The following is a 19,849-nucleotide window of genomic DNA, read 5'->3' on the forward strand; positions in this document are numbered from 1 at the left end:
CGAAATAATCGAATAAAACATTGTAAACATAAGTTGCGTTTTTTTAAGCAGTAGAAGGCCAAAAGCTATTTTTTACTGTCACTGTCTTTTTCAACAGGATTTATCGTTTCTTCAAGAGTTCTAAGCTGTTCTTTTTGTTCTTTAGTTTTAGCAAGACCTTCAGCTTTTTTGAGATGAAATAACGCTTGTTGTTTATCTCTTCCATAAAGTGCGGCGTAAGCAAGATGCTCGTGCGCTCCGAAGTAATCTCCGGATTCTCCGAGGATACGCCCAAGATGGTAAAGGATTTCCTGATCATGGGGAACCATTTCAGCAACTTTACGCATTGTGGGTATTGCCTGAGCATAATCTTTACGCTCAGCCTGAATTCTTGCGATGAAAAATAAGGTCATAGCATCCGTAGGTGATCTTAAATAAGCTTCACGCAGGAATGGGGATGCTTTGTCCATTTTACCTATGGTGAAATAAAAGCGTCCGGTTTCCCGAAGGATTAAAGGGTCATTCGGGCATTCATTGTTAGCTAGCTGGAATGCTGCTTCCGCATCTTGGTCCTGCTTCATGCGGGAAAGAATTATGCCGAGCCCTAAATGATCAAGGCATGTCCTGCTGGCTTCAGGTATATTCTCATAGTGCGCCATAGCCACTTTAGGATCAGTTCTTCTAGCTCGTATCAGTGTTTGAATTTTATGGAATTGAGCATCGTCATCGACGCGATTAAATACATCTGGAGGCATTCTTACAAAGCGTTGTTTAAGGTAATCAATACGGTCATTTAGTCCGGGGTGAGTGGAAAGATATGAAGGAATATTATTGTTGCTTACATACCACTGACGCTGTTTCATTTCTTTAAAGCTGTCCACCATGCTTGTGGGGTTAAAGCCTGATGCAACCAGAAAATTCATGCCTAAATGGTCAGCTTCTCTTTCATTTTGTTGTGTGTAGGTTAGGTAAGCACTTTGAGCCCCTGCCATCGAGCCCATTGATATAGCCTGTCCAAGAGCCGCGGTATTACCCCCGCCGGACATGCCGAGCATCATCCCTGCGAGAGTTCCCAGCATGCTGGCTATATTAACCAGTTTCATCTTTTCCATACGTCTTGCAACATGTCTTAAAGCAACGTGCGCAAGCTCATGACCGATAACGGCAGCGAGTTCAGACTCGTGTTTGAGATTAAGGATCAAACCTGTAAAAATGTATATATAGCCGCCGGGAATGGCAAAGGCGTTCATAGCATTATTGTCAATAACCGCAGAGGTTATAGGAAATGGCTGCGGCGGCATTGAATGCGCAACTCTGGCGACAAGATTTTTAATATAGTCGTCAATTTGAGGATCAAGAACAACAGACATTCTCTCGTGAATCATTTTGTTAAACTCGCCGCCGAGTTTAATTTCATCAGACACGGTAAATTCACCGAACATGGAAGCCTCGGTAGCTTGAGGAGTCAACCATATAAACGAAAATAAAAATATCAAAACTATAGATATTCGGCGATGGAAATTTGTTCTTTTTATACTCATTGCTTTTAACAGTATGTATAGATTTATGACTTGTAAAGTTCTGAGAAAATAAAAAGCCTCATGAGAATTTTCTCATGAGGCTTAAATTTTGATATTTGACGGAAATAGTAAATTATTTGCCCATCATTTCAAAAAAGTCTTCATTCTTTTTGGTTCCCTTCATTTTATCGAGAAGGAATTCCATGGAATCAATGCTGTTCATCGGAGCAAGCAGCTTTCTGAGAATCCAGACCTTGTTAAGAACTTCAGGAGAAAGAAGAAGTTCTTCTTTACGTGTTCCTGAGCGGTTAATATCAATGGCAGGGAATACTCTTTTTTCTGCAAGTTTGCGGTCAAGATAAAGATCCATGTTACCGGTTCCTTTGAACTCTTCAAAGATAACTTCATCCATTCTTGAGCCTGTATCAATCAAAGCTGTTGCAATAATTGTCAGACTTCCGCCTTCTTCAATGTTACGGGCTGCTCCGAAAAATCTTTTAGGACGCTGCATTGCGTTAGCATCGAGACCACCGGAGAGAACTCTGCCGGAAGAAGGTGTTACTGCGTTGTAAGCTCTGCCGAGGCGGGTGATTGAATCAAGAAGAATAACAACATCTCTTTTCCGTTCAACCAGCCGTTTAGCTTTTTCGAGAACCATTTCAGTAACCTGAACATGACGCTGCGGAGGCTCGTCAAAAGTAGAGCTGACAACTTCAGCGTGTACTGTTCTGGCCATGTCTGTAACTTCTTCGGGACGTTCGTCTATGAGGAGGACTATGAGGTCTACATCCGGATGATTGGCATTGATGGAGTTGGCAATATTCTGAAGCATCATTGTCTTCCCTGTGCGGGGAGGAGCAACAAGCAGGGCGCGCTGCCCGAGGCCTATCGGAGCCAGAATGTCGATAACTCTTGAAGTGAAATTCTTAGGACCGTTTTCCATGTTGAAACGGCTGTCTGGGTAAACAGGAGTAAGGTTGTCGAAAAGAACAAGGTTTCTGGAATGTTCTGGAGGCTCTAAACCTATTTCATTGACCCTGAGTAAGGCAAAGTATCTTTCACCCTCTTTAGGAGGACGAATCTGCCCGGAAATAATGTCGCCCTTTCTTAAACCGAATCTCCTGATCTGAGATGGAGATACATAAATATCATCCGGTCCGGGCATGTAGCTGTAAGTAGGTGATCGCAGGAAACCGAATCCATCGGGAAGGACTTCAAGAACTCCTTCTCCGTAAATTTGTCCGTTTTGAGCTGCGCATCCTTGGAGCAGGCCGAATATTAATTCCTGCTTTCGCATACCGCTTGGGTTTTCAACTTTGAACTTGGTAGCCAGATCCATAAGATCCGCCATGTTCTTTAGTTTCAATTCAGTCAGATTCAGATTGTTTGTCTTTTGTTCTTGGCCCATATCTTGTGTTAACCGAGAGTTAGAAGTTAAAAAATAAAAAAACTTATTTAATAATTATTATCAACGAGTGCGATACAGTTTAAAGTGTATCACGCACTCGTTAAAAAATGCTTTTGATGATCGTAAGAACTGAGTGTATTGGGTGTCCTAAAGTGAGGGGCGGCTTATGTGCTAGTTTTTATAATTTGTTAAAATATAGTGAACTGGCGCACGGCCCGTGCTGTGGCAACTAATGGAAGATTTGCTTAAAAAAATAAGCGTGGTGTAAAAGACATCAATCTTGCAAGCTGCAACTCATTAGGGCATTAACTGAAAGAATCGAATATGACAAGTCGTTTAGATTTATTTTTTAAGATTCTTCTTCTTCGCTTTCTTCAGTGCCGTCAGGTTTTTCCAAAACATCAATGAATAAAGCGTTGATTTCTTCTTTTACAGTGTCCTGATCAAGTTCCAGTGCAAATGATAATTCCATGGAAACAAGGCCCATAGCCTGTTCAAGAAGTCTGCGTTCTCCAAATGACAATTCTTTGTCGCGGCCGATCAGGAACAGTTCCTTGAGAACATAAGCAACGTCCTGAAGATCTCCGCTTTTAAGTTTTTCAGAGTATTCTCTGTACCGCCTGTTCCAGTTCTGCCCTGTATACCCGGTGAAATCGGATCTGTCTTTAAGACATTCATATATTCCGAGGCCGTCTTGCTTACTGCAGACAGGTCTTAGCCCAACATTATGAGCATTAAAAACCGGGACCATGAGGGTTACATTGTTGCTTAGAATGCGGACAATGTAAAATTCGGCAGTTGATCCACTGACTTCTTGACTTTCAATACGTTCTACTTTGCCTACTCCCTGTGAGGGGTAGACAACAAGCTGGTTTAACTCGAACACACATGGCTCCTTGGACTTACAAAAGAAATGGTTAGAAATGCTTATCGGGTCGTCGTTTACAGTAATTCGAGATTAAAATCGGCGCGTTCAATCATTTCAGTATTGACGAATAACAGGTTTGTCGGCGTCCTTTATACATTTCTTTTGGATCCCAGATTTTGAGGTATGCCTGATCTGGGGAATGTTTTCGAAAGAATACTATAACCGAAATGCGTTAAAGAGTCTATTGTCAGATTAAGCTTTCATCTGGCTCAAAGGTGTTCATGAATTGTGTAGCCGGTCCTTGACCGCGTCTGAAAAACACGTCCAGACCTTTAATAACTGCTTCGGTCATCTGCTTAACTGTTTTAAGTTCTTTCGGACAGAATTCTTCCAGCACGTAATCTTTAACTTGTGATGAAAATTCCGGTCTTCCTATTCCTATCCGTATTCTCAGGAATTCCGGTGAGTTCATCACCTCCTGAATGGACTGAAGTCCTCTGTGTCCGTTATTTCCACCACCACGTTTAAACTTCATTTTCCCTTGCGGAAGATCAAGTTCATCGTGAATAACAATCACATCTTTTACAGATATTGAAAATTTACCGCAAACTGCGGCAACTGCATTCCCGCTGAGGTTCATATAAGTGAGCGGTTTGGTCACGAGAATGTTGCTGCCTGCGATGTTGATGCTGAAAAGTTCGTAGTTGCCGGAAGATCCGAGGTTTTTATATTTCATACTTTTTCTGGATGAAGCCAGCTCAGCCAGTGCGTCAGCGGTCATAAAGCCGACGTTGTGTCTGGTTGCGGCATACTCAGACCCTGGATTTCCAAGCCCTGCGATAAGTGCTTTGTATTCCATTTGGTTTAATCCTTTAAAAAAGCAGTAACAAAAAACAGATCATTTGAAAAAAGAAAAGGCCCCGGAACTCCGGGGCCCTCAGAAATCGACAAATATAAAAAACTATTTTTTAGCTTTTGCTTTCTTACTGTCAGCTTCAGCAGCATCTGCTTCGTCGACAACTTTTCTGCCGGCTACGCAGCGAACAAGAGCGAAGTTGCTATTAAAGTTGATGGTTGCGTCACCTTCAAGTTTAACATCTTCAACAAAAACAGTCTGGTTAACTTTCATGCCGTTGATGTCTACGACGATGCGTGCAGGTAGACTTCCAGCTGTACATGAAACTTCAAGAACGTCACGATACTTAGTCATAACACCACCAAGTTTTACACCTGGTGCTTTTCCTTCCATATCAACAGGAACTTTTACTTTCAAAGGTTTGTCTGCAGATACACCGAGAAAGTCAACGTGATTGATACGAGGACGAACTGGATCCATTTCTGCTTTCCAAATCAAAGAGTCGTAGGTTTTGCCGTCAACTTCGAGACTGAATATACGAGTTGTACCGATCTTGTGGTACATCTTTGTGAATTCAATTTCTTTAACAGCGAGAATCATGTGTTCGCCTTCCTGTGAATAAAATACAGCAGGAATCATTCCGGTGTTACGGAGCTGGCGATTGGCACCTTTACCAGTTTTCTCGCGCTTTGAAGCTACGAAAGTTACTTTATCAGACATTATATCTCCTTTAGGTTAACCTGCTGCCGCTCAGAAATAGACCGGCAGAGGGTGGGAATAGGCGTTTTAAACGAAGAGAACGCTGACCGAAGATTCGGTGTGAACGTTATGAATGCATTTGGCAAGCAGTCCTGCTACTGACAGTACTTTAATCTTACCGCATTTAAGTTTCTCTTCTGGGACAGGCAGTGTGTTTGTTACTATTACCTCGGAAAAAGGTGCAGCACAAAGTCTGTCAATTGCAGGTCCGGAAAGAACTGGATGTGTAGCGCAGGCGATTACTTCCTTAGCTCCATGTTCCATCAGTACTTTGGCGGCCTGACATATGGTTCCTGCTGTGTCGATCATGTCATCCATAACAACGCAGGTCTTTCCTGATACTTCTCCGATTACGTTCATTGCCTGTGCCTGATTTGGCGCATCGCGACGTTTGTCAACGATTGCAAGTCCTGCACCGAGGCGTTTTGCGTAAGCTCTGGCACGTTCGGTTCCGCCTGCATCAGGGGAAACCATAACCATGTCCTCTTTGCGATGGCGTAATTCTTCAAGAAGAATAGGGGCAGCATAAATATTATCAACAGGAAGGTTGAAAAATCCCTGAATCTGACCTGCATGCAAATCGATTGTGATCATACGCTGCATACCGGCTACAGTCAAAAAGTCTGCAACAAGTTTTGCACTGATAGGAGCACGGGGAGAAACTTTTCTATCCTGTCTTGCATAACCGTAGTAAGGAATAACGGCAGTAATTCTGCGTGCACTTGCGCGTTTTAACGCGTCAAGCATGAGGCATAATTCCATGAAATTAAAGTTGACAGGATTGCATGTGGGCTGAACAACGAAAACGTCACAACCACGTACATTGTCCTGAATTTCAATGCGAATTTCGCCGTCGCTGAACATTTCACGCAGACATGGAGTAAGACGGCTGCCGAGATGGTCACAGATTGCTTCTGAAAGCGACGGATTTGCCGAGCCGCTGATAATTTTGAGTTCACCGTTCATGGGGTTCTCCACCTTGGCCTCTCGGGGAAGGGAGTAAATTTGGCTGGGATGGCAGGACTTGAACCTGCGAATGACGGAATCAAAATCCGTTGCCTTACCAACTTGGCGACACCCCAGCACTGATTATGTAGAAATTCGGACTAGTGCTTAAGAAAAATAATGAATAACAGAAGGTACATTATCAGCTTTTAATTCGGAAGAAACTTTCTGAGCTAACGTTCTATCTTTAAAGAAGGATATGATGCTTGCTCCGCTTCCGCTCATGACTGCTCCGTTTGCTCCGTTTTTAAGCAAAAATTCCTTTGTTTGTCTTATCACAGAAAACTCAGGAAGAACAACTTGCTCAAAATCGTTAAACAAAGTTACCCTCGTTTTGGAGGACGCTTTATTATTACTACTGTCGAATGTTGTCAAGTAAAATGGATTTGTTTTTTGCAAATTTTCAGTGCGGACAACTCCGCTCCAAGCTTTGTACGCCCATGCTGTATTTACATGTACATCCGGGCAGACAAGTAATGCTGTCAGGCCGGAAAGGTCAACTTCACAAGGGGTGAGAATTTCACCGATCCCTTTTGCCCATGCTGGGCCGTCCAGCAGGAAAAACGGAACGTCAGCACCAAGACCAGCGGCAAGAGCATTCAGAGCCTCATGCTCCATGCCGGGGCTGTGCGGATGCGAGTTCAGAAAGCGCAGCATTGTTGCCGCGTCAGAACTGCCTCCTCCGAGCCCAGCGCCTGTGGGCGTTTTTTTAGTCAATTCTATATGCAGCCCCGGTCTGAAGCCGGTAGCCTGTGCATATTTATCCCATGCTTTATAAATGAGGTTGTCTTCCGCCGGAAGATCAAAATCCTCACAGTGAATTGAACAGCCTTCAGCCTTTTCAGTTATTGCAAGCGTGTCTGCAAGCGCAGGAAAAGGAAGAAAAAGAGTATCCAGCTCATGGTAGCCGTCTTCCCTTTTTCCGACAATTTTGAGGTAGAGGTTCACCTTTGCCGGAGCTGTAAGAATTGTTGCTGTATTGTTCATGATCAGCTTCATAACCTAAACTTTTTAAGGAAGGAAGTATCAAATATACCGATTTTTAAAAGAGTGAGTCCTATCGGATTAATCGTAGATTATAGTTAAATATAAGAAACGGGGCGCAGCTGATGCTGCGCCCCGTTTCGTCAGTAACCAATAAATATTATTGATGTCGGTAATATTTTACTTCTGTTTATCAAGTTCAATGGTGCGGAATATATTGCCGCCTTGTCTCTTGATCAGCAGCATAACAAGTCCGCGCTCTTTACCTTCAGTGTCTATAATCTTACGCAGCTGGGCCAGTGTGTTTACCGGATGCTGGTTAGCTTCAAGTATAACGTCACCTACTGCAATAGCCGCGTTTTCTGCGGGAGTTCCCTGTTTAACTTCGAGTACCAGCAAACCTTTAGGCTTATCTAAATCTAAAGTTTTTGCTTCTGCATCTCGATCAATTACACGGACTACAATTCCAAGTTGATCAATTGTTTCGTCTTTAGTTTTCGGTGCAAACTTTTCAGCGGAAACAACGGTTTTCCCTGCTCTTTCACCAAGTGTGATAGTCAGGTTCTGTGTTGCACCTTTGCGCCAGACTTGGGCGACAATTGTTTTGCCCGGGAGAAGTGCGGCAACGGTGCGTAACAGGTCGTTTGTGTTATCTATTTTGGAACCGTCAATTTCAAGAATAACATCACCGACTTTCATTCCGCCTTTTGCAGCAGGATCTCCGGCAGTAACAGAGCTTACAAGCGCGCCGGTTTTGCCGGGAAGTCCAAGGGCTTTAGCTGTGTTTTCGTCGGCATCCTGTATAGATACGCCAAGCCAGCCCCTACTTACCTTATGGTCATTTTTGAGCTGGGTAATAACATTTTTAGCCATATTACTTGGAATGGCAAAGCCGATTCCCTGACCGCTGGCAACGATTGCGGTATTGATACCGACAACTTGTCCATTCATATCAATAAGAGGTCCGCCGCTGTTACCGGGGTTGATGCTGGCATCTGTCTGAATGAAGTTGTCAAAAGGACCGGCTCCGATGATACGGCCTTTAGCACTTATGATCCCTTGAGTTATAGTATGCCCAAGTCCGAAGGGATTACCTATTGCAAGAACCCATTCTCCGACTTGTGACTTTTCGGAATCGGCAAATGTCAGGAAGGGCAATTTCTTGCCGGGTTCAATCTTAAGCAGAGCAAGATCGGTTTCTTTATCAAGACCGATCAGTTTTGCCGGGTAATCGCGGCCGTCATTGCGGAGCTTAACTTTGATTTCATCTGCTGAAGCAACAACATGGTTGTTTGTTACAATGTAACCGTCAGCGGATATAATAAAGCCGGAACCGAGTGACCCCTGTTTTTGCTTATGTTTAGGTCCGTTATTACCTTTGAATCTATCATCAAATTGTTTAAAGAATTCTTCAAAAGGGCTATTACCACCTCTGTTATCGCCATGAAATTGAAACAGATCCTGCATGGGATTGCCGTTTACTTCAACTGTTTTAACAGTGTTGATGTTAACAACCGCAGGACCGCAATTTTTAGCTAGATCAACAAATGAAGGAAGCCCGTTCGCAATAGCTGACATGGGCAACATTAATACTGTGATAAGAGTGAAAATACCTAAAATACGTTTTGAATTCATGTAACCTCCTCTGTAGCCGCCGGGAAAACGGGGAACGACGGCACTGGAAAAATTATAGGTCTATTTGAACAAAAGTAAATAGGTTAAAATGATTTGTCTTGCAGTTGTTTAAAAATGTTTATCGCTGTATCGGGTAATAAATTAGGAGAGGAAATGGATAACGAGTTGATTGATAAATTTTTGGGGAAATTGGAAAATGAAACAATTGAACAGTTTCAAGAGGTGGAAAATCTGTTTTGTTCAAGAGATTTTTCTCTAGAGCAAATAGGCGGTTGGTTCCTTATAAAATTTGCACCTAATTTAGGTTATATGCCCATTTGGAAATATGAACCGATGACTCGCTATTCCTTTCAGCACAAAGCATGGGAATGTAAAATCGGTAAATATCGTTTTTTTACATCTGCCTGTCCTTTTTTTGAATTTGTATGTGAATTGCGTGGATATACGCTGCCAGGAACAGTCTGTCCTGATTCTGTGGTTGTCGACGCAGGGCCATGGAACGGAATTTCAGGAATGTATTTTAGTGCTGCTGCGGATAAAGGAAAGATCATTTTTCTGGAACCGGATAAGCAAAGCGCAGATTTTATTGCTACTGATATTGATAAAAATAAGTTTACAAATTGTGAGTTGGTCAGAAAGGCTCTGTATAGTAAAAGTGGTGAAGTAGGATTTAAGCACAAGTCCGGTGGTGAAAGCAGTATAAATGATTCTGGCGCAGCAACCGTACAAGCGATTACTTTAAACGATTTAGTAGCGGCCTATGCTCCAAACGGAGTCGATTTTTTTAAAATTGATATCGAAGGCGCTGAAATCGAAATAGCTGATGATATTGCTGCATATATAAGTGAGAATCCAAAGTCATGGGCGGCGATTGCATCATATCACCAAGTCGGAGACGTAAGATCATCCAGTATTTTGGAAGCGCGCTTTGCTAAATATCCTGATTTGGTATTTAAGACAGCGTATCCGTATCATGAGACTACATTTGCGGCGAATGTGAAGAATGAAATTGTTGCAGGAAATATTAAGAAAATGACAAGCTTTGCTGTAGGCTGGAAGGCTATTGATAAGGATATGGAGCGGCGTAGTTAATTCACCGCTCCGTTAAAAATGTTTGCAACAAATATGAATAACGCTAATGCTATTTCCGCAAAGAATTACGGACAAGGAATATCCCGCCAAGAACCAGCATGCATCCTGCCATCTGCTCGATTCCTATAGATTCGCCAAGAAAAATTATTCCAAGGCATAACGCTACAACCGGCGGAAGATACGAAACTGAAGAAGTTGCCACCGCGCCGATGGATTGAATAAGTCCATAGTAGATTACATAGGCAAAGCCCGACCCAAGTACGCCAAGACCGATCGCTACACTCGCAGCAATAGTCCATGAATCAGTGATAGCTCCCATTCCTGCCCAGTGGGTAAGCGGGGTGTAAAATATAGTCGCCAAGAGCATTTGCAGTGCGGCAAGGCTGAGGGATGGAACTCCTGAATTAACAAGGTTTTTTCTAGCATATACAAATGCCACTGCGTAACCTATTCCTCCGAGAAGCATATAACCCACGCCGCTCATGGTTGAAGAACTAAGTCCATTCCATGGATTTACTATAAAAATTATCCCGATGAAGCTGGTTAATATTCCGGCTGTTTTCTGACGGGAAAGTTTTTCTTCTGGTAGGACCAGTGCTGCTAGAATTGTAGTCAAAAGCGGAACTGTTCCACTGAGGACTCCGGCCGCTCCTGAATCAAGACGCTTTGTTCCTTCCATAAAACAATGGAAGGTCAGGACATTTGCGGAAAGGGCCATAACAGAAACATGAAAAAGAAGTTTTCTGTTTGTTCCAATAACTCTGATTACGATTGGAAGAAACGGTGATAGAACAAAAGCTCCGAAAGCAAGTCTCAGCCATACAATCTGTGATGAACTGAGTACAGCCGCACCTATCTTCATAAATATGAAGTTTGCTCCCCATAAAAGACCGAGCAGAGCAAGCCATAAAAAAGGTGTTTTTTTAAATGAATTTTCAAGTATAAACATATAATTCTCCTGTAATTTTAGAAAAATTATATTCTTTAATATTGGGGAAAATATTGCAGATTCTTGCTCAGTTTACGGAACATGCCCGGAGTAACCCCGACCACAGCTTTAAATCTGTTGGTAAGATGGCTCTGGTCAACAAAACCTGTTTCCGCAGCTATTTCTGCAAGCGGCATCCCCGAACATAAAAGTTTCTTAGCCGATTTTATGCGGCAACAAAGCTGGTAAACGTGTGGAGGTATACCTGTTTGTGTGCTGAAGGATCGCACAAAATGGAACTGACTCATGCAGGCTATATCTGCAAGTTCATCAAGTTTGATTGGATTGCTATAATAAGCGTCAAGGTATTCACGTGCATTGGATATGCCTGATTTATTTTTTTTATTACGTGATAATGAAGGTCTTTTTGCGCCATATCTAAGAATGAAATGTGCTAACGCATTGTTCAGCAGACTTTGTTTGGCAAGAGGAGTGGCAAGTTTAGAATTGAGAGCTTCGTGAAGATTTAAAAAAAGACCGGTTACAAATTCGTCTTGATATACGACCCGTTCGAAGTAGGGCATGTCCATTGAATGTCCGCATATTTGTTCAGCCACTTCACTCAATACAGCAGGGCTGGGGTATATCACTCTGTAGCTCCATCCCGCTTCTGTTGCAGCGTGACCTGTATGAAGTTCTTCAGGATTAATCACGCAGGTAGTGTTTTCCGGCATTATCTCATGCCCGCCGCGAAAGCGTACACGCTGCGCTCCTGATTGGATAACCCCGATGACAAATTCTTCGTGAGCATGGGGGGCGAATCTGTGAGAATAATATGTTGCGGTCAAACATTCCAGACCGTCAAGATCGTTATCGATCCAGTAATTGGCTACGTCTTTCATATTATTATAAATTAGATATTTTGCAGATTCAAAAAAAGTTTTTAAAAAAGTATTTTTGTTAGATTAGCTGAACCATGACAGGAGCACAATCGTTAGCTGTGAAATTAAAAAAGGCTGATTATCTTAAGATAATCAGCCCTTAAAGTGCATACGTATACTGCAACCAAAGTCGTGATGAATTTATTTGAACTTTCTCTTTGCAACTTTTCTTCGGAAGACCATAAAAATTAAAGCCGCAATGAACATTCCTGCGAGTTCATACCTGACATCGGAATCAGGATTCAGCACGCAACCTGAACTGGACGAAGTGCTTGCCCCCAGCGCAACCGGGTCTGTTATTTGACCGAGTGCAGAATTTTCGTCATACTTTCCATTATCTTGCACAACAAAATGTACGTAATAAGTATTACCGGTGACAAGTTGATCACTAGGCAAAATATGAGTTCCGGCAAGGTCCGTCAGCCACCATGTTCCGTCGGAGTAAATCGGTCCTGTTGCAGCGTAATTCCCGAAGAAAGCAGAGGTCCCGTTTGAATATAGTTTAAGCAATCGGAGCGAAGTAGGTGACCCTGACGGCAGAGTGTTAGAATTCATCATGAAAACACCATACCCGCCGCTTACATTTATGGAGGCATTGAAGGAGCAGATTGTCGAGTAGGTGGTAAAATTCTCTACAGCGTATGTTGTTTTTAGGTCATTTGCGGTCAAATCTTTGGAAGAAAACTCATTTACATTAACCACTACTCCTGGCTGTTGAGAGGGGCTGGGTCCGACTGTGGAATGATTTTCAGTGTCTACACCGATTTCAAGATATCCGTTTGGATGGTCTATTCTGTTAAAAGTGATAAGTGTTGCTCCGCCACGATCTTGTAACCCGAATCCGTAAGCTCCGGTGATTCCTTTTAATCCTGCGGCGTAAGTGTGGTAGTTAGTCGGGTTTCCCGGTTGAGCTTTACTGTAAATATATCCTTTGCCCACAGGGGAATTAGGTACACTGTATGCTCCGCCAGAGGCTTTCAGCCCCCCGAACCATTCCGCGCTTGTTAAATCTCCGATTTGAACATTCAGTGCTGAAGTCGCATTGAACTTTACGGTACTCCCCGGTAGACCCCAGCTCAGCCCTGCAAGCAGGTCGCCTACTACCCAGCCGTAAAAATCATTTTCAACTCCGGTGGTGGTTGTAGACCCATATGTATATGCAGGATTGTTGCCGTAAATTCCTGTAGATGCATTCAGAGCTGCAAAAGTTATAGTGATATTAACATTAGCTGTATTGTCACCAACTCCAACACCAATATTTGTTCCTACTCCTGCTACAGCTCCGTTCCCGGAACCGGTCTGCGCAGTCATTGTTGCATCGCCGTTAGCAGCAAATGTTACTTCATAATCATAACTTTGAGTTTGATTTCTTGCCGTTCTGTCCGCCGCGGTTAGCGGGGCAGCATTCGCAGGCTGACCGCCTACTCCTCCAAAAAGCCCTTTAATTTTTATCGGCTTACTATTTACTGTTGTTGATTGGTAGAGGGTTGTTTTGAGGTAGTTGGTCCAGTCATTATATTTTCTGCACATATCTGCGGAGGTAGGGGAAAGTACCCGGGTAAAATTAGTGCTCGGGAGTGCGTCTGAAGCGGAAGGTCGTACAGTTGCATCCTGAACTATAGTTGTCTTACCGAGAGTTTTTGTAAGCACTTCACTTGTAACAGACGTCTTTAACGGGTTGTTGTTAACTGCCGTGGCATTTTGGATTGTAAGGGATAAAGCTATTGCCGCATAATCAATATATGTCAGGTTTGTGTTGAGTATAGGAGTCGTTACGGTACTAACTGTGCCGCTTTCAATATCAAGTTCCATAGGTTGAAAGCGAATCCCTAAACTGGGATCATTTGATGTCGGCTCTGTTGATGGTTGCGTGCAACCGAATGTGCCCATAGGGCTGTCATAAGAAATATATATTCTTCCTGAATTGAAGTCGCTTACAAGTACCGCAGGGACTCCTGCCGGAACTCCTGTGGCAATAGAACTGGGGGATGTTAACTCGGACATTTTATATGAGCGCGTTGTGCTTAAGGCTTGCCCCGAAGATGTAGGACCGTTATAAGTGCCTGTTATACTCGGGGATGGACCTGCTCCGACACAATTATAAAAAGTTGCGTATACTTTTTCAGGATCATGTTTAGCGTTGAGTTTGAAGACTATAGGTATATCAGCGGCAAGTATTGAAGCTGGTAGTAATAAACATAACATCAAGGCTAAACATAATGTTTTCATAAAATGTCCTCAATTAAAGAATATTAAAAATGCGAGTAGTTACTTTTACCATATAATCCTTTATTGTTCAATGTTATTTTTTTTTTTGTGGTTGTCATTATTGATTATATTCAAATGGTTATAATATTTACTTTGCTGTACGGCTCATTTTTACTTAAACTACCGTAATAACGGCTACCTTCATATTAATAATTAGGACACCAATGAAAGACGAAGATCTCCAGCACATGATTGAAGCATTGCAAGCAGATGAGAATTTGAATCGCGCAGTTCCGTCAGAGATTGCAGCCTTGGCGAAAAAAGCACGTCGGCTTTATTTTGAGAAAGGTGAGTATATATTTAAAACAGGCGATGATTCCAGCGATTTTTTACTTGTTGAAAGCGGCAGAGTTGTCCTGTCGAAGGAAGCTTCATCTGGAAAAGCTTTTACTTATTTGATTGCAATGCGTGGAATGCCGCTCAATGCCATAACTTGTTTCAGATCACGACTGCGTTTTTTCACCGCCAGAGTTGCTGAAAAATCAGTAATAATTTCTATTCCCTGTCAGGATTTTAAGCAGTGGGTGCTAAGTAATGCTGAGGTTGCCGCAGGGATCTTGAATTCCATGGGTGACAGAATTGACGGAGCTTATACACGCATATTGGACCTGATTGATGAAAGTGCTGAAAAACGGATATTAAATGTTTTAAGTATGCTTTCCACCCGAATAGGACTGGATCTGCCTCTTACTAACGTCGATGTTTCTGAAATGGTTGGTTCTTCACGGGAAACTGCCGCCCGTGTTATTTCCCGGCTACAGGATATCGGATTGGTGTCCAAGGCGCGAGGCACCTTAACCATCCTCAACAAAGCAGAGCTTGATGAATTGTCTTCCAGTCCTTTTTTCATTCTTTAGCACTCTGTGCTCTCTTTAGTGACGCAGGTCATTGTTTAACCTTCTCTCCAAGTATACTTATATTTCGCTGATGTGTTAATTCGCTAAATTTATTGGCCCATAATTTTCTATATAAAATATCTCAGGCAAAATAAGTTAAAACCTCATAGGAAGGACATATGAAAGGATATTTCGTTACTTTTTTTACTCAGCAGAATCGTGAACACGAGGGTATTCCGCTGGCGACTTGGATTATTGAAAAAGCGCAAAAGCTTGGTGTAGGCGGGGCCACTCTTTTTTCAGGGAAAGAGGGATTCGGGCATGACGGGCGCTTTCATTCTGAAAATCTTTTTGATCTTGAAGACACCCCCTTACAGGTTGCTATAGCTCTTTCAGCTGAGGAATGTGACAGGTTGCTGGATTGTATTAATAAAAATAACCTGCGTGTTTTTTACACCAAGTCTGAGATTGAGTTCGGTTTTACCTCTGAAAGCTAAAAACTAGCGTTTCCCCCGTAAAATTTCGTTTCGCGGTACTGTGCCCTGCCTATTTAGCAGAGGCCATCCTACCGTATTGTCTATGCTTTAGAATTATTAAAAAAAGAGCGCGATACATTCGTGCTGCAAAAGGAACTGATATGATAGGCCCTTATGTTAACGGCGCTGCGTTGTTCACAGGAAGTATGGTCGGAGCTTTAATCGGCCCGAAGCTTAATTCGAACATCCGCCAGCGGATGCCGATGGTGTTCGGATGTGCTTCCATGGGACTTGGCGTGGCTATGATTGTTAAGGTTAAATTTCTTGCCCCTGTGACTCTTGCTCTGGTTGTCGGGTCTCTCCTCGGAGAAATACTCCAGCTTGAAACTCTAATTCAAAAGGGTGCGAGTAAAGCCAGAAAATGGATTGAACTTATTACCCGTCCTTCAGGCGGGCTGAGCCAAGAAGAATTTCTGGATAAATTCGTCGCAATTCTGGTGCTTTTCTGTGTGAGCGGAACGGGTATTTACGGCTCCATGACCGAAGGGATGACCGGAGATTATACTCTGCTTATTGTTAAATCCATTCTGGATATTTTTACCGCTGCAATTTTTGCTTCGAGCATGGGGTACACTGTCGGAATACTGGTGATTCCGCAGTTCACAGTTCAGGCTTTGCTTTATTTTGGCGCATCATTAATCATGCCTCTGACAACTCCAGACATGCTGGCTGATTTTTCCGCATGCGGTGGGCTTATTATGCTGGCTACAGGATTTCGCATCTGCTCCATAAAACCGTTTCCAGTCGCAAACATGATTCCTGCGCTTATTATCGTAATGCCGCTGTCGTGGTTATGGTCAGTTTACGTAGGCTAAAACAGAAAATCTATTTCAAATAAAAAAGGCCGGTTAACTTTCAAAGTTAACCGGCTTTTTTTATTATGTATCTTTTTCGAGATTAAGAAGTTTTTCCTTGGCATTTAATCCACTGGCAAAGCCCGTTAGTTTACCGGAACTGCCGATAACTCTGTGGCATGGCACTATGATAGGAATGGGGTTTAGTGAATTAGCCATTCCAACGGCTCTACAAGCTTTCGGGTTACCTATAGTCGTTGCGATATCTTTATAAGTGCGCACTTCACCGAAAGGGATAGCGTAGAGGGCTTGCCAGACTTTTTTTTGAAAATCTGTGCCCTGCGGATTCAAAAGTATATCGAATTCTTTTCGCTTACGGTTGAAGTATTCCATTACCTGTGTCTTGATATCTTCGAAAAAAATATCATCGCATTGCCATTCATCGTTGATTATGAATTTGCGCTTTCCTTTACCTGTTTCCATGTGCAGGTTCGTGAGTCCATCTTCATTGCCGACCATAGTTATTTCCCAGAAGGGGGAATTAAATGTTGTATAGTAGAGCATGCTAATTCTCCTTTAAAGCGTTCCATAAACAGAGTGCTGCGTAGGCTCTGTAAGGACGCCATTTTTCACTTCGTTGTATAATTTTTTTGAGAGTCGGTTTTTTATCATCTTTCACCATGGCTTTTATAATGCCTAGATCGCTGGCGGGGAAGGTGTCAATCATACCAAGCCCGGGGATTTTATAAATACTTAAGAAATTGGGGTATCCTTTTCATGGTAATTATCTGGAAATCATTCTGCGATTTTTTAAAAAAATAACATAAGTCCTTCGGATATCATTTATTTGTATTTTTTGTGTAAAATATAGTATGGTTTTTTATCGTGAAAACTATGCATCCCAAGGTGACTGTTTAAATCTGTTTACTGATGAGCAATGACTTTCTTTTAATTAGCGATAAAGCACGAATACACAAGAGGTTGTAGTTAATTGTGAATCTCTTATTTAAATCCATAAAAGGAGATTTTTAAACTGTCATGACAATCACTCCTGATATCATACTTGTGCTTGGTGTATTGTTTTTTGTAATTTTGCTGTTTGTTTTTGAATGGGTTCGTGTCGATGTTGTCGGGATTATCGTTATGGTAGGACTGCCTATTTTAGGTCTTGTCACTCCGCAGCAGGCGTTCAGCGGGCTTAGCAGTAATGCAGTTGTGGCGATAATCGCCGTCATTATTATGGGAGCAGGTCTGGATAAGACCGGAGTGATGAATCGGCTGTCCCGAGTTATTATACAATTAGCAGGCAAGCGTGAGAGCAGCGTCAGCATTATGATTTCCGGAACTGTGGCGATGATTTCAGGATTCATGCAGAATATCGGAGCGGCGGCCCTATTTATGCCTGCGGCAAGCCGGATTGCGATGCAGACAGGCATTCCCGTTGCGCATATTCTCTTGCCCATGGCGTATTGTGCGATAATCGGCGGCACGTTGACACTTGTCGGCTCCAGTCCGCTTATTTTGCTTAACGATCTGCTGATAGTGGTCGGTGGTAATAAATATGAGCCTTTCGGGATGTTCAGCATGACTCCCATAGGAGTCATACTGGTCATTACGGCCCTGCTTTATTTTTTAATTTTGGGTAAAAAGATTCTTCCGGCCAGTAAGAGAAGGGATGTCAGAGGACCGCTTTCACCTCTGCTTGATAAAACTTACCACGATATCGGAAATGTTTATGAAATGGTTATCCCCGAAGAGGGGGTTGAAGAAAAGTCTCTGATCGATTTGCAGATACGGGCTAAGTATGCCTGTACCGTGGTAGCCTCTTACAATCATATCACTCATAAACGGAATATCGCCCCTTTGCCCGAGGATTTGCTCTGTCCGGGAGACAGTCTGGCCGTAGTCGGGAAGGATATATATATTAAAAAATTGTCTGCTGATTTAGGGTGGATTTACAAAGATGAACTTAAGGTTTTTGCCGATGAACTTTCCCCTAATAATGCCGGTATCATGGAAGGTCTTGTCACTCCTCGTTCTCAGCTTGTGGGAAAAACAGTGGGAGAATTTCAGTTCCGCCATAAATACGGCGTGACTCCGCTGGCATTGTTTGTCGGGCACGAAATGATAGTCAGCGATTTATCTAATCAGGTTGTCGAGGAGGGAAATGCTCTGCTTTTGCACGGGAAATGGAGTGCTTTCCATCTTCTGAAAGATAGGAACGATCTTGTTTTTACCGAAACAATTCAAGGCGGAGTTGTGAGGGAAGACAAAGCGTTGTGGGCTCTTGGATGTCTTACAGTCTCTTTGTTTATGATTTTGGTCTTGAATGTCACGCTCTCACTGTCCCTTTTTGTGGGTGCTTTAGGAATGGTACTCGGTAAGGTTCTAACAATAGATGAAGCTTATCAGTCTGTGGATTGGATGACGGTGTTTCTGCTTGCCGGACTGATACCTCTCGGTATCGCGTTTGAGAATACCGGGGCTGCAGGTTTGATTGCCGAAACCTTGATGGGCATACTCGGAGTGCCTTCTCTTACGGTGCTTCTGTTCAGCCTTGCTGTGCTGACTTCTTTTTTTACTCTTTTCACCTCAAATGTAGGGGCTACTGTTCTACTGGTCCCGCTGGGGATGAACATCGCCTTGGCGTGCGGCTATGATCCCAGAGTCGCGGCCATGACCGTTGCGCTCGCGGCTTCAAATACTTTTGTGCTGCCGACCCATCAGGTCAATGCTCTGGTTATGCGTCCGGCAGGACTTAAGCCAATTGACTATCTTCGTGCCGGAACAGGAATGACTTTGCTTTATTTGGTAGTGTTGGTGGCTGGCATGAGATTCCTTTTTTGATGAAATTTTAACTGCTGCCTCCTTGAATGGCTCGGTTAAGAAAGCTTTACAGGTGTTGAAATAATAGATTAATCGTTTGAGCGAAAATGAGTTCTCACATTTAAAAATTATTTCAAACACAAAGGTATAATAAATAATGTCTGTAAACAGTTCTGAGCAAAATGATCAGTGTGATGATATAATTAAGAAGCATGAAGAGCGTTTAGCGGAATGTAAAAAAAATGGTGATTCCAAAGGTCGCGCCCAAACTCTTTTTGAGATGGCACAAATTGAGATATCAGAAAATAATCAGGAAGAAGCTTTGCTCTTAATGGTTGAGTCATATTCTGTAGCTAAGGATTTAGGGGATTTATCCTGTCTTTGTCCTATAGGTGAGCTTCTTGGGCAGCTTCTTTATGTCGCAGGCAGTCGCGAGGAAGGGCTTAGTATGGTGCGTGAATCATATGCCGGATATAAAGAGATCGGGGCTGACGATGAGGCTGCTAATACTGAATATCTGTTAGATGCAATGGACGCACATGCCCTTGCTAATCCTTTACCTGTAACGGATACGGAGTAGGGGCGTCCGGCAAGATAATGTAAGGTCTGTAGTC

19 protein-coding genes and 1 tRNA gene are annotated in these 19,849 nt (G+C 42.8%); 6 read left to right on the forward strand and 14 right to left on the reverse strand.

The genetic code is table 11. From position 1 onward, the window contains the following. Positions 1–65: 65 nt before the first annotated feature. The 9 genes from B9N78_RS06980 to B9N78_RS07020 all read right to left on the reverse strand — a co-directional run bounded on the left by B9N78_RS06980 (position 66) and on the right by B9N78_RS07020 (position 9,014). Positions 66–1,421 carry a beta-barrel assembly-enhancing protease gene (locus B9N78_RS06980; protein ID WP_245805491.1) on the reverse strand — a complete coding sequence of 452 codons (1,356 nt, stop codon included), beginning with the start codon at positions 1,419–1,421 and terminating at the stop codon, positions 66–68. Between the two features lie 211 nt (positions 1,422–1,632). Next, positions 1,633–2,907, reverse strand: a complete 1,275-nt coding sequence (gene rho / locus B9N78_RS06985) for a transcription termination factor Rho (protein WP_085100391.1) — start codon at positions 2,905–2,907, stop codon at positions 1,633–1,635. Between the two features lie 349 nt (positions 2,908–3,256). Then, complete coding sequence (locus B9N78_RS06990) at positions 3,257–3,793, reverse strand: CarD family transcriptional regulator (RefSeq protein ID WP_085100393.1); 537 nt, start codon at positions 3,791–3,793, stop codon at positions 3,257–3,259. A 229-nt stretch (positions 3,794–4,022) separates the two neighbouring features. Further along, the gene (pth, locus tag B9N78_RS06995) at positions 4,023–4,634 is read right to left on the reverse strand and encodes an aminoacyl-tRNA hydrolase (RefSeq protein ID WP_085100396.1); all 612 of its coding nucleotides are present in this window, start codon (positions 4,632–4,634) and stop codon (positions 4,023–4,025) included. Positions 4,635–4,736: 102 nt separating this feature from the next. Beyond that, on the reverse strand, positions 4,737–5,351 hold the full coding sequence (locus B9N78_RS07000) for a 50S ribosomal protein L25 (RefSeq protein WP_085100399.1): 615 nt from the start codon (positions 5,349–5,351) through the stop codon (positions 4,737–4,739). Positions 5,352–5,417: 66 nt separating this feature from the next. Further along, positions 5,418–6,356, reverse strand: a complete 939-nt coding sequence (locus tag B9N78_RS07005) for a ribose-phosphate diphosphokinase (protein ID WP_085100402.1) — start codon at positions 6,354–6,356, stop codon at positions 5,418–5,420. A gap of 40 nt (positions 6,357–6,396) precedes the next feature. Next, positions 6,397–6,472: transfer RNA gene (locus tag B9N78_RS07010), tRNA-Gln, on the reverse strand. 31 nt (positions 6,473–6,503) lie between these two features. Further along, complete coding sequence (gene ispE, locus B9N78_RS07015) at positions 6,504–7,382, reverse strand: 4-(cytidine 5'-diphospho)-2-C-methyl-D-erythritol kinase (RefSeq protein ID WP_085100405.1); 879 nt, start codon at positions 7,380–7,382, stop codon at positions 6,504–6,506. A 177-nt stretch (positions 7,383–7,559) separates the two neighbouring features. Then, positions 7,560–9,014 carry a DegQ family serine endoprotease gene (locus B9N78_RS07020; protein WP_085100408.1) on the reverse strand — a complete coding sequence of 485 codons (1,455 nt, stop codon included), beginning with the start codon at positions 9,012–9,014 and terminating at the stop codon, positions 7,560–7,562. 153 nt (positions 9,015–9,167) lie between these two features. On the opposite strand from B9N78_RS07020, the gene B9N78_RS07025 reads away from it, so the two are divergent. Beyond that, on the forward strand, positions 9,168–10,106 hold the full coding sequence (locus B9N78_RS07025) for an FkbM family methyltransferase (RefSeq protein WP_170921390.1): 939 nt from the start codon (positions 9,168–9,170) through the stop codon (positions 10,104–10,106). Between the two features lie 49 nt (positions 10,107–10,155). Here the strand turns inward: B9N78_RS07025 and B9N78_RS07030 are convergent, their stop codons facing one another. The 3 genes from B9N78_RS07030 to B9N78_RS07040 all read right to left on the reverse strand — a co-directional run bounded on the left by B9N78_RS07030 (position 10,156) and on the right by B9N78_RS07040 (position 14,204). Beyond that, complete coding sequence (locus B9N78_RS07030; RefSeq protein WP_085100416.1) at positions 10,156–11,055, reverse strand: DMT family transporter; 900 nt, start codon at positions 11,053–11,055, stop codon at positions 10,156–10,158. A 35-nt stretch (positions 11,056–11,090) separates the two neighbouring features. After that, positions 11,091–11,936 (reverse strand): AraC family transcriptional regulator, encoded by an 846-nt coding sequence (locus B9N78_RS07035; protein WP_085100419.1) that lies wholly within the window; start codon positions 11,934–11,936, stop codon positions 11,091–11,093. Between the two features lie 180 nt (positions 11,937–12,116). Further along, on the reverse strand, positions 12,117–14,204 hold the full coding sequence (locus tag B9N78_RS07040; protein WP_085100421.1) for a beta-1,3-glucanase family protein: 2,088 nt from the start codon (positions 14,202–14,204) through the stop codon (positions 12,117–12,119). A gap of 203 nt (positions 14,205–14,407) precedes the next feature. On the opposite strand from B9N78_RS07040, the gene B9N78_RS07045 reads away from it, so the two are divergent. The 3 genes from B9N78_RS07045 to B9N78_RS07055 all read left to right on the forward strand — a co-directional run bounded on the left by B9N78_RS07045 (position 14,408) and on the right by B9N78_RS07055 (position 16,430). Continuing rightward, positions 14,408–15,100 (forward strand): Crp/Fnr family transcriptional regulator, encoded by a 693-nt coding sequence (locus B9N78_RS07045; RefSeq protein WP_085100424.1) that lies wholly within the window; start codon positions 14,408–14,410, stop codon positions 15,098–15,100. A 158-nt stretch (positions 15,101–15,258) separates the two neighbouring features. Continuing rightward, the gene (locus tag B9N78_RS07050) at positions 15,259–15,576 is read left to right on the forward strand and encodes a DUF190 domain-containing protein (protein ID WP_085100426.1); all 318 of its coding nucleotides are present in this window, start codon (positions 15,259–15,261) and stop codon (positions 15,574–15,576) included. Positions 15,577–15,716: 140 nt separating this feature from the next. Next, on the forward strand, positions 15,717–16,430 hold the full coding sequence (locus tag B9N78_RS07055; RefSeq protein ID WP_085100429.1) for a DUF554 domain-containing protein: 714 nt from the start codon (positions 15,717–15,719) through the stop codon (positions 16,428–16,430). A gap of 63 nt (positions 16,431–16,493) precedes the next feature. Here the strand turns inward: B9N78_RS07055 and B9N78_RS07060 are convergent, their stop codons facing one another. Beyond that, the gene (locus B9N78_RS07060) at positions 16,494–16,973 is read right to left on the reverse strand and encodes a methylated-DNA--[protein]-cysteine S-methyltransferase (protein WP_085100431.1); all 480 of its coding nucleotides are present in this window, start codon (positions 16,971–16,973) and stop codon (positions 16,494–16,496) included. 1 nt (position 16,974) lies between these two features. Continuing rightward, entirely contained in the window at positions 16,975–17,136 is a 162-nt protein-coding gene (locus B9N78_RS18140) for a hypothetical protein (protein WP_170921391.1), read from the reverse strand. 311 nt (positions 17,137–17,447) lie between these two features. Between B9N78_RS18140 and B9N78_RS07065 the strand changes: the two genes are divergently transcribed. Continuing rightward, entirely contained in the window at positions 17,448–19,256 is a 1,809-nt protein-coding gene (locus tag B9N78_RS07065) for an SLC13 family permease (RefSeq protein WP_085100434.1), read from the forward strand. A gap of 136 nt (positions 19,257–19,392) precedes the next feature. Then, positions 19,393–19,815: a hypothetical protein gene (locus tag B9N78_RS07070; RefSeq protein ID WP_085100437.1), complete on the forward strand. Its 423-nt coding sequence runs from the start codon at positions 19,393–19,395 to the stop codon at positions 19,813–19,815. The last annotated feature ends 34 nt before the right edge of the window (positions 19,816–19,849 follow it).

Origin of the sequence: Desulfovibrio gilichinskyi (genome assembly GCF_900177375.1) — a bacterium.
GTDB lineage: Bacteria > Desulfobacterota > Desulfovibrionia > Desulfovibrionales > Desulfovibrionaceae > Maridesulfovibrio > Maridesulfovibrio gilichinskyi.

Coding starts and splice junctions, on each gene's coding strand:
- B9N78_RS06980 (WP_245805491.1), bottom strand. CDS start 1,421: ATGTTCGGTGAATTTACCGTGTCTGATGAAATTAAACTCGGCGGCGAG.
- rho (WP_085100391.1), bottom strand. CDS start 2,907: ATGGGCCAAGAACAAAAGACAAACAATCTGAATCTGACTGAATTGAAA.
- pth (WP_085100396.1), bottom strand. CDS start 4,634: ATGGAATACAAAGCACTTATCGCAGGGCTTGGAAATCCAGGGTCTGAG.
- B9N78_RS07000 (WP_085100399.1), bottom strand. CDS start 5,351: ATGTCTGATAAAGTAACTTTCGTAGCTTCAAAGCGCGAGAAAACTGGT.
- B9N78_RS07005 (WP_085100402.1), bottom strand. CDS start 6,356: ATGAACGGTGAACTCAAAATTATCAGCGGCTCGGCAAATCCGTCGCTT.
- ispE (WP_085100405.1), bottom strand. CDS start 7,382: ATGAACAATACAGCAACAATTCTTACAGCTCCGGCAAAGGTGAACCTC.
- B9N78_RS07020 (WP_085100408.1), bottom strand. CDS start 9,014: ATGAATTCAAAACGTATTTTAGGTATTTTCACTCTTATCACAGTATTA.
- B9N78_RS07025 (WP_170921390.1), top strand. CDS start 9,168: ATGGATAACGAGTTGATTGATAAATTTTTGGGGAAATTGGAAAATGAA.
- B9N78_RS07030 (WP_085100416.1), bottom strand. CDS start 11,055: ATGTTTATACTTGAAAATTCATTTAAAAAAACACCTTTTTTATGGCTT.
- B9N78_RS07035 (WP_085100419.1), bottom strand. CDS start 11,936: ATGAAAGACGTAGCCAATTACTGGATCGATAACGATCTTGACGGTCTG.
- B9N78_RS07040 (WP_085100421.1), bottom strand. CDS start 14,204: ATGAAAACATTATGTTTAGCCTTGATGTTATGTTTATTACTACCAGCT.
- B9N78_RS07045 (WP_085100424.1), top strand. CDS start 14,408: ATGAAAGACGAAGATCTCCAGCACATGATTGAAGCATTGCAAGCAGAT.
- B9N78_RS07050 (WP_085100426.1), top strand. CDS start 15,259: ATGAAAGGATATTTCGTTACTTTTTTTACTCAGCAGAATCGTGAACAC.
- B9N78_RS07055 (WP_085100429.1), top strand. CDS start 15,717: ATGATAGGCCCTTATGTTAACGGCGCTGCGTTGTTCACAGGAAGTATG.
- B9N78_RS07060 (WP_085100431.1), bottom strand. CDS start 16,973: ATGCTCTACTATACAACATTTAATTCCCCCTTCTGGGAAATAACTATG.
- B9N78_RS18140 (WP_170921391.1), bottom strand. CDS start 17,136: ATGATTGACACCTTCCCCGCCAGCGATCTAGGCATTATAAAAGCCATG.
- B9N78_RS07065 (WP_085100434.1), top strand. CDS start 17,448: ATGACAATCACTCCTGATATCATACTTGTGCTTGGTGTATTGTTTTTT.
- B9N78_RS07070 (WP_085100437.1), top strand. CDS start 19,393: ATGTCTGTAAACAGTTCTGAGCAAAATGATCAGTGTGATGATATAATT.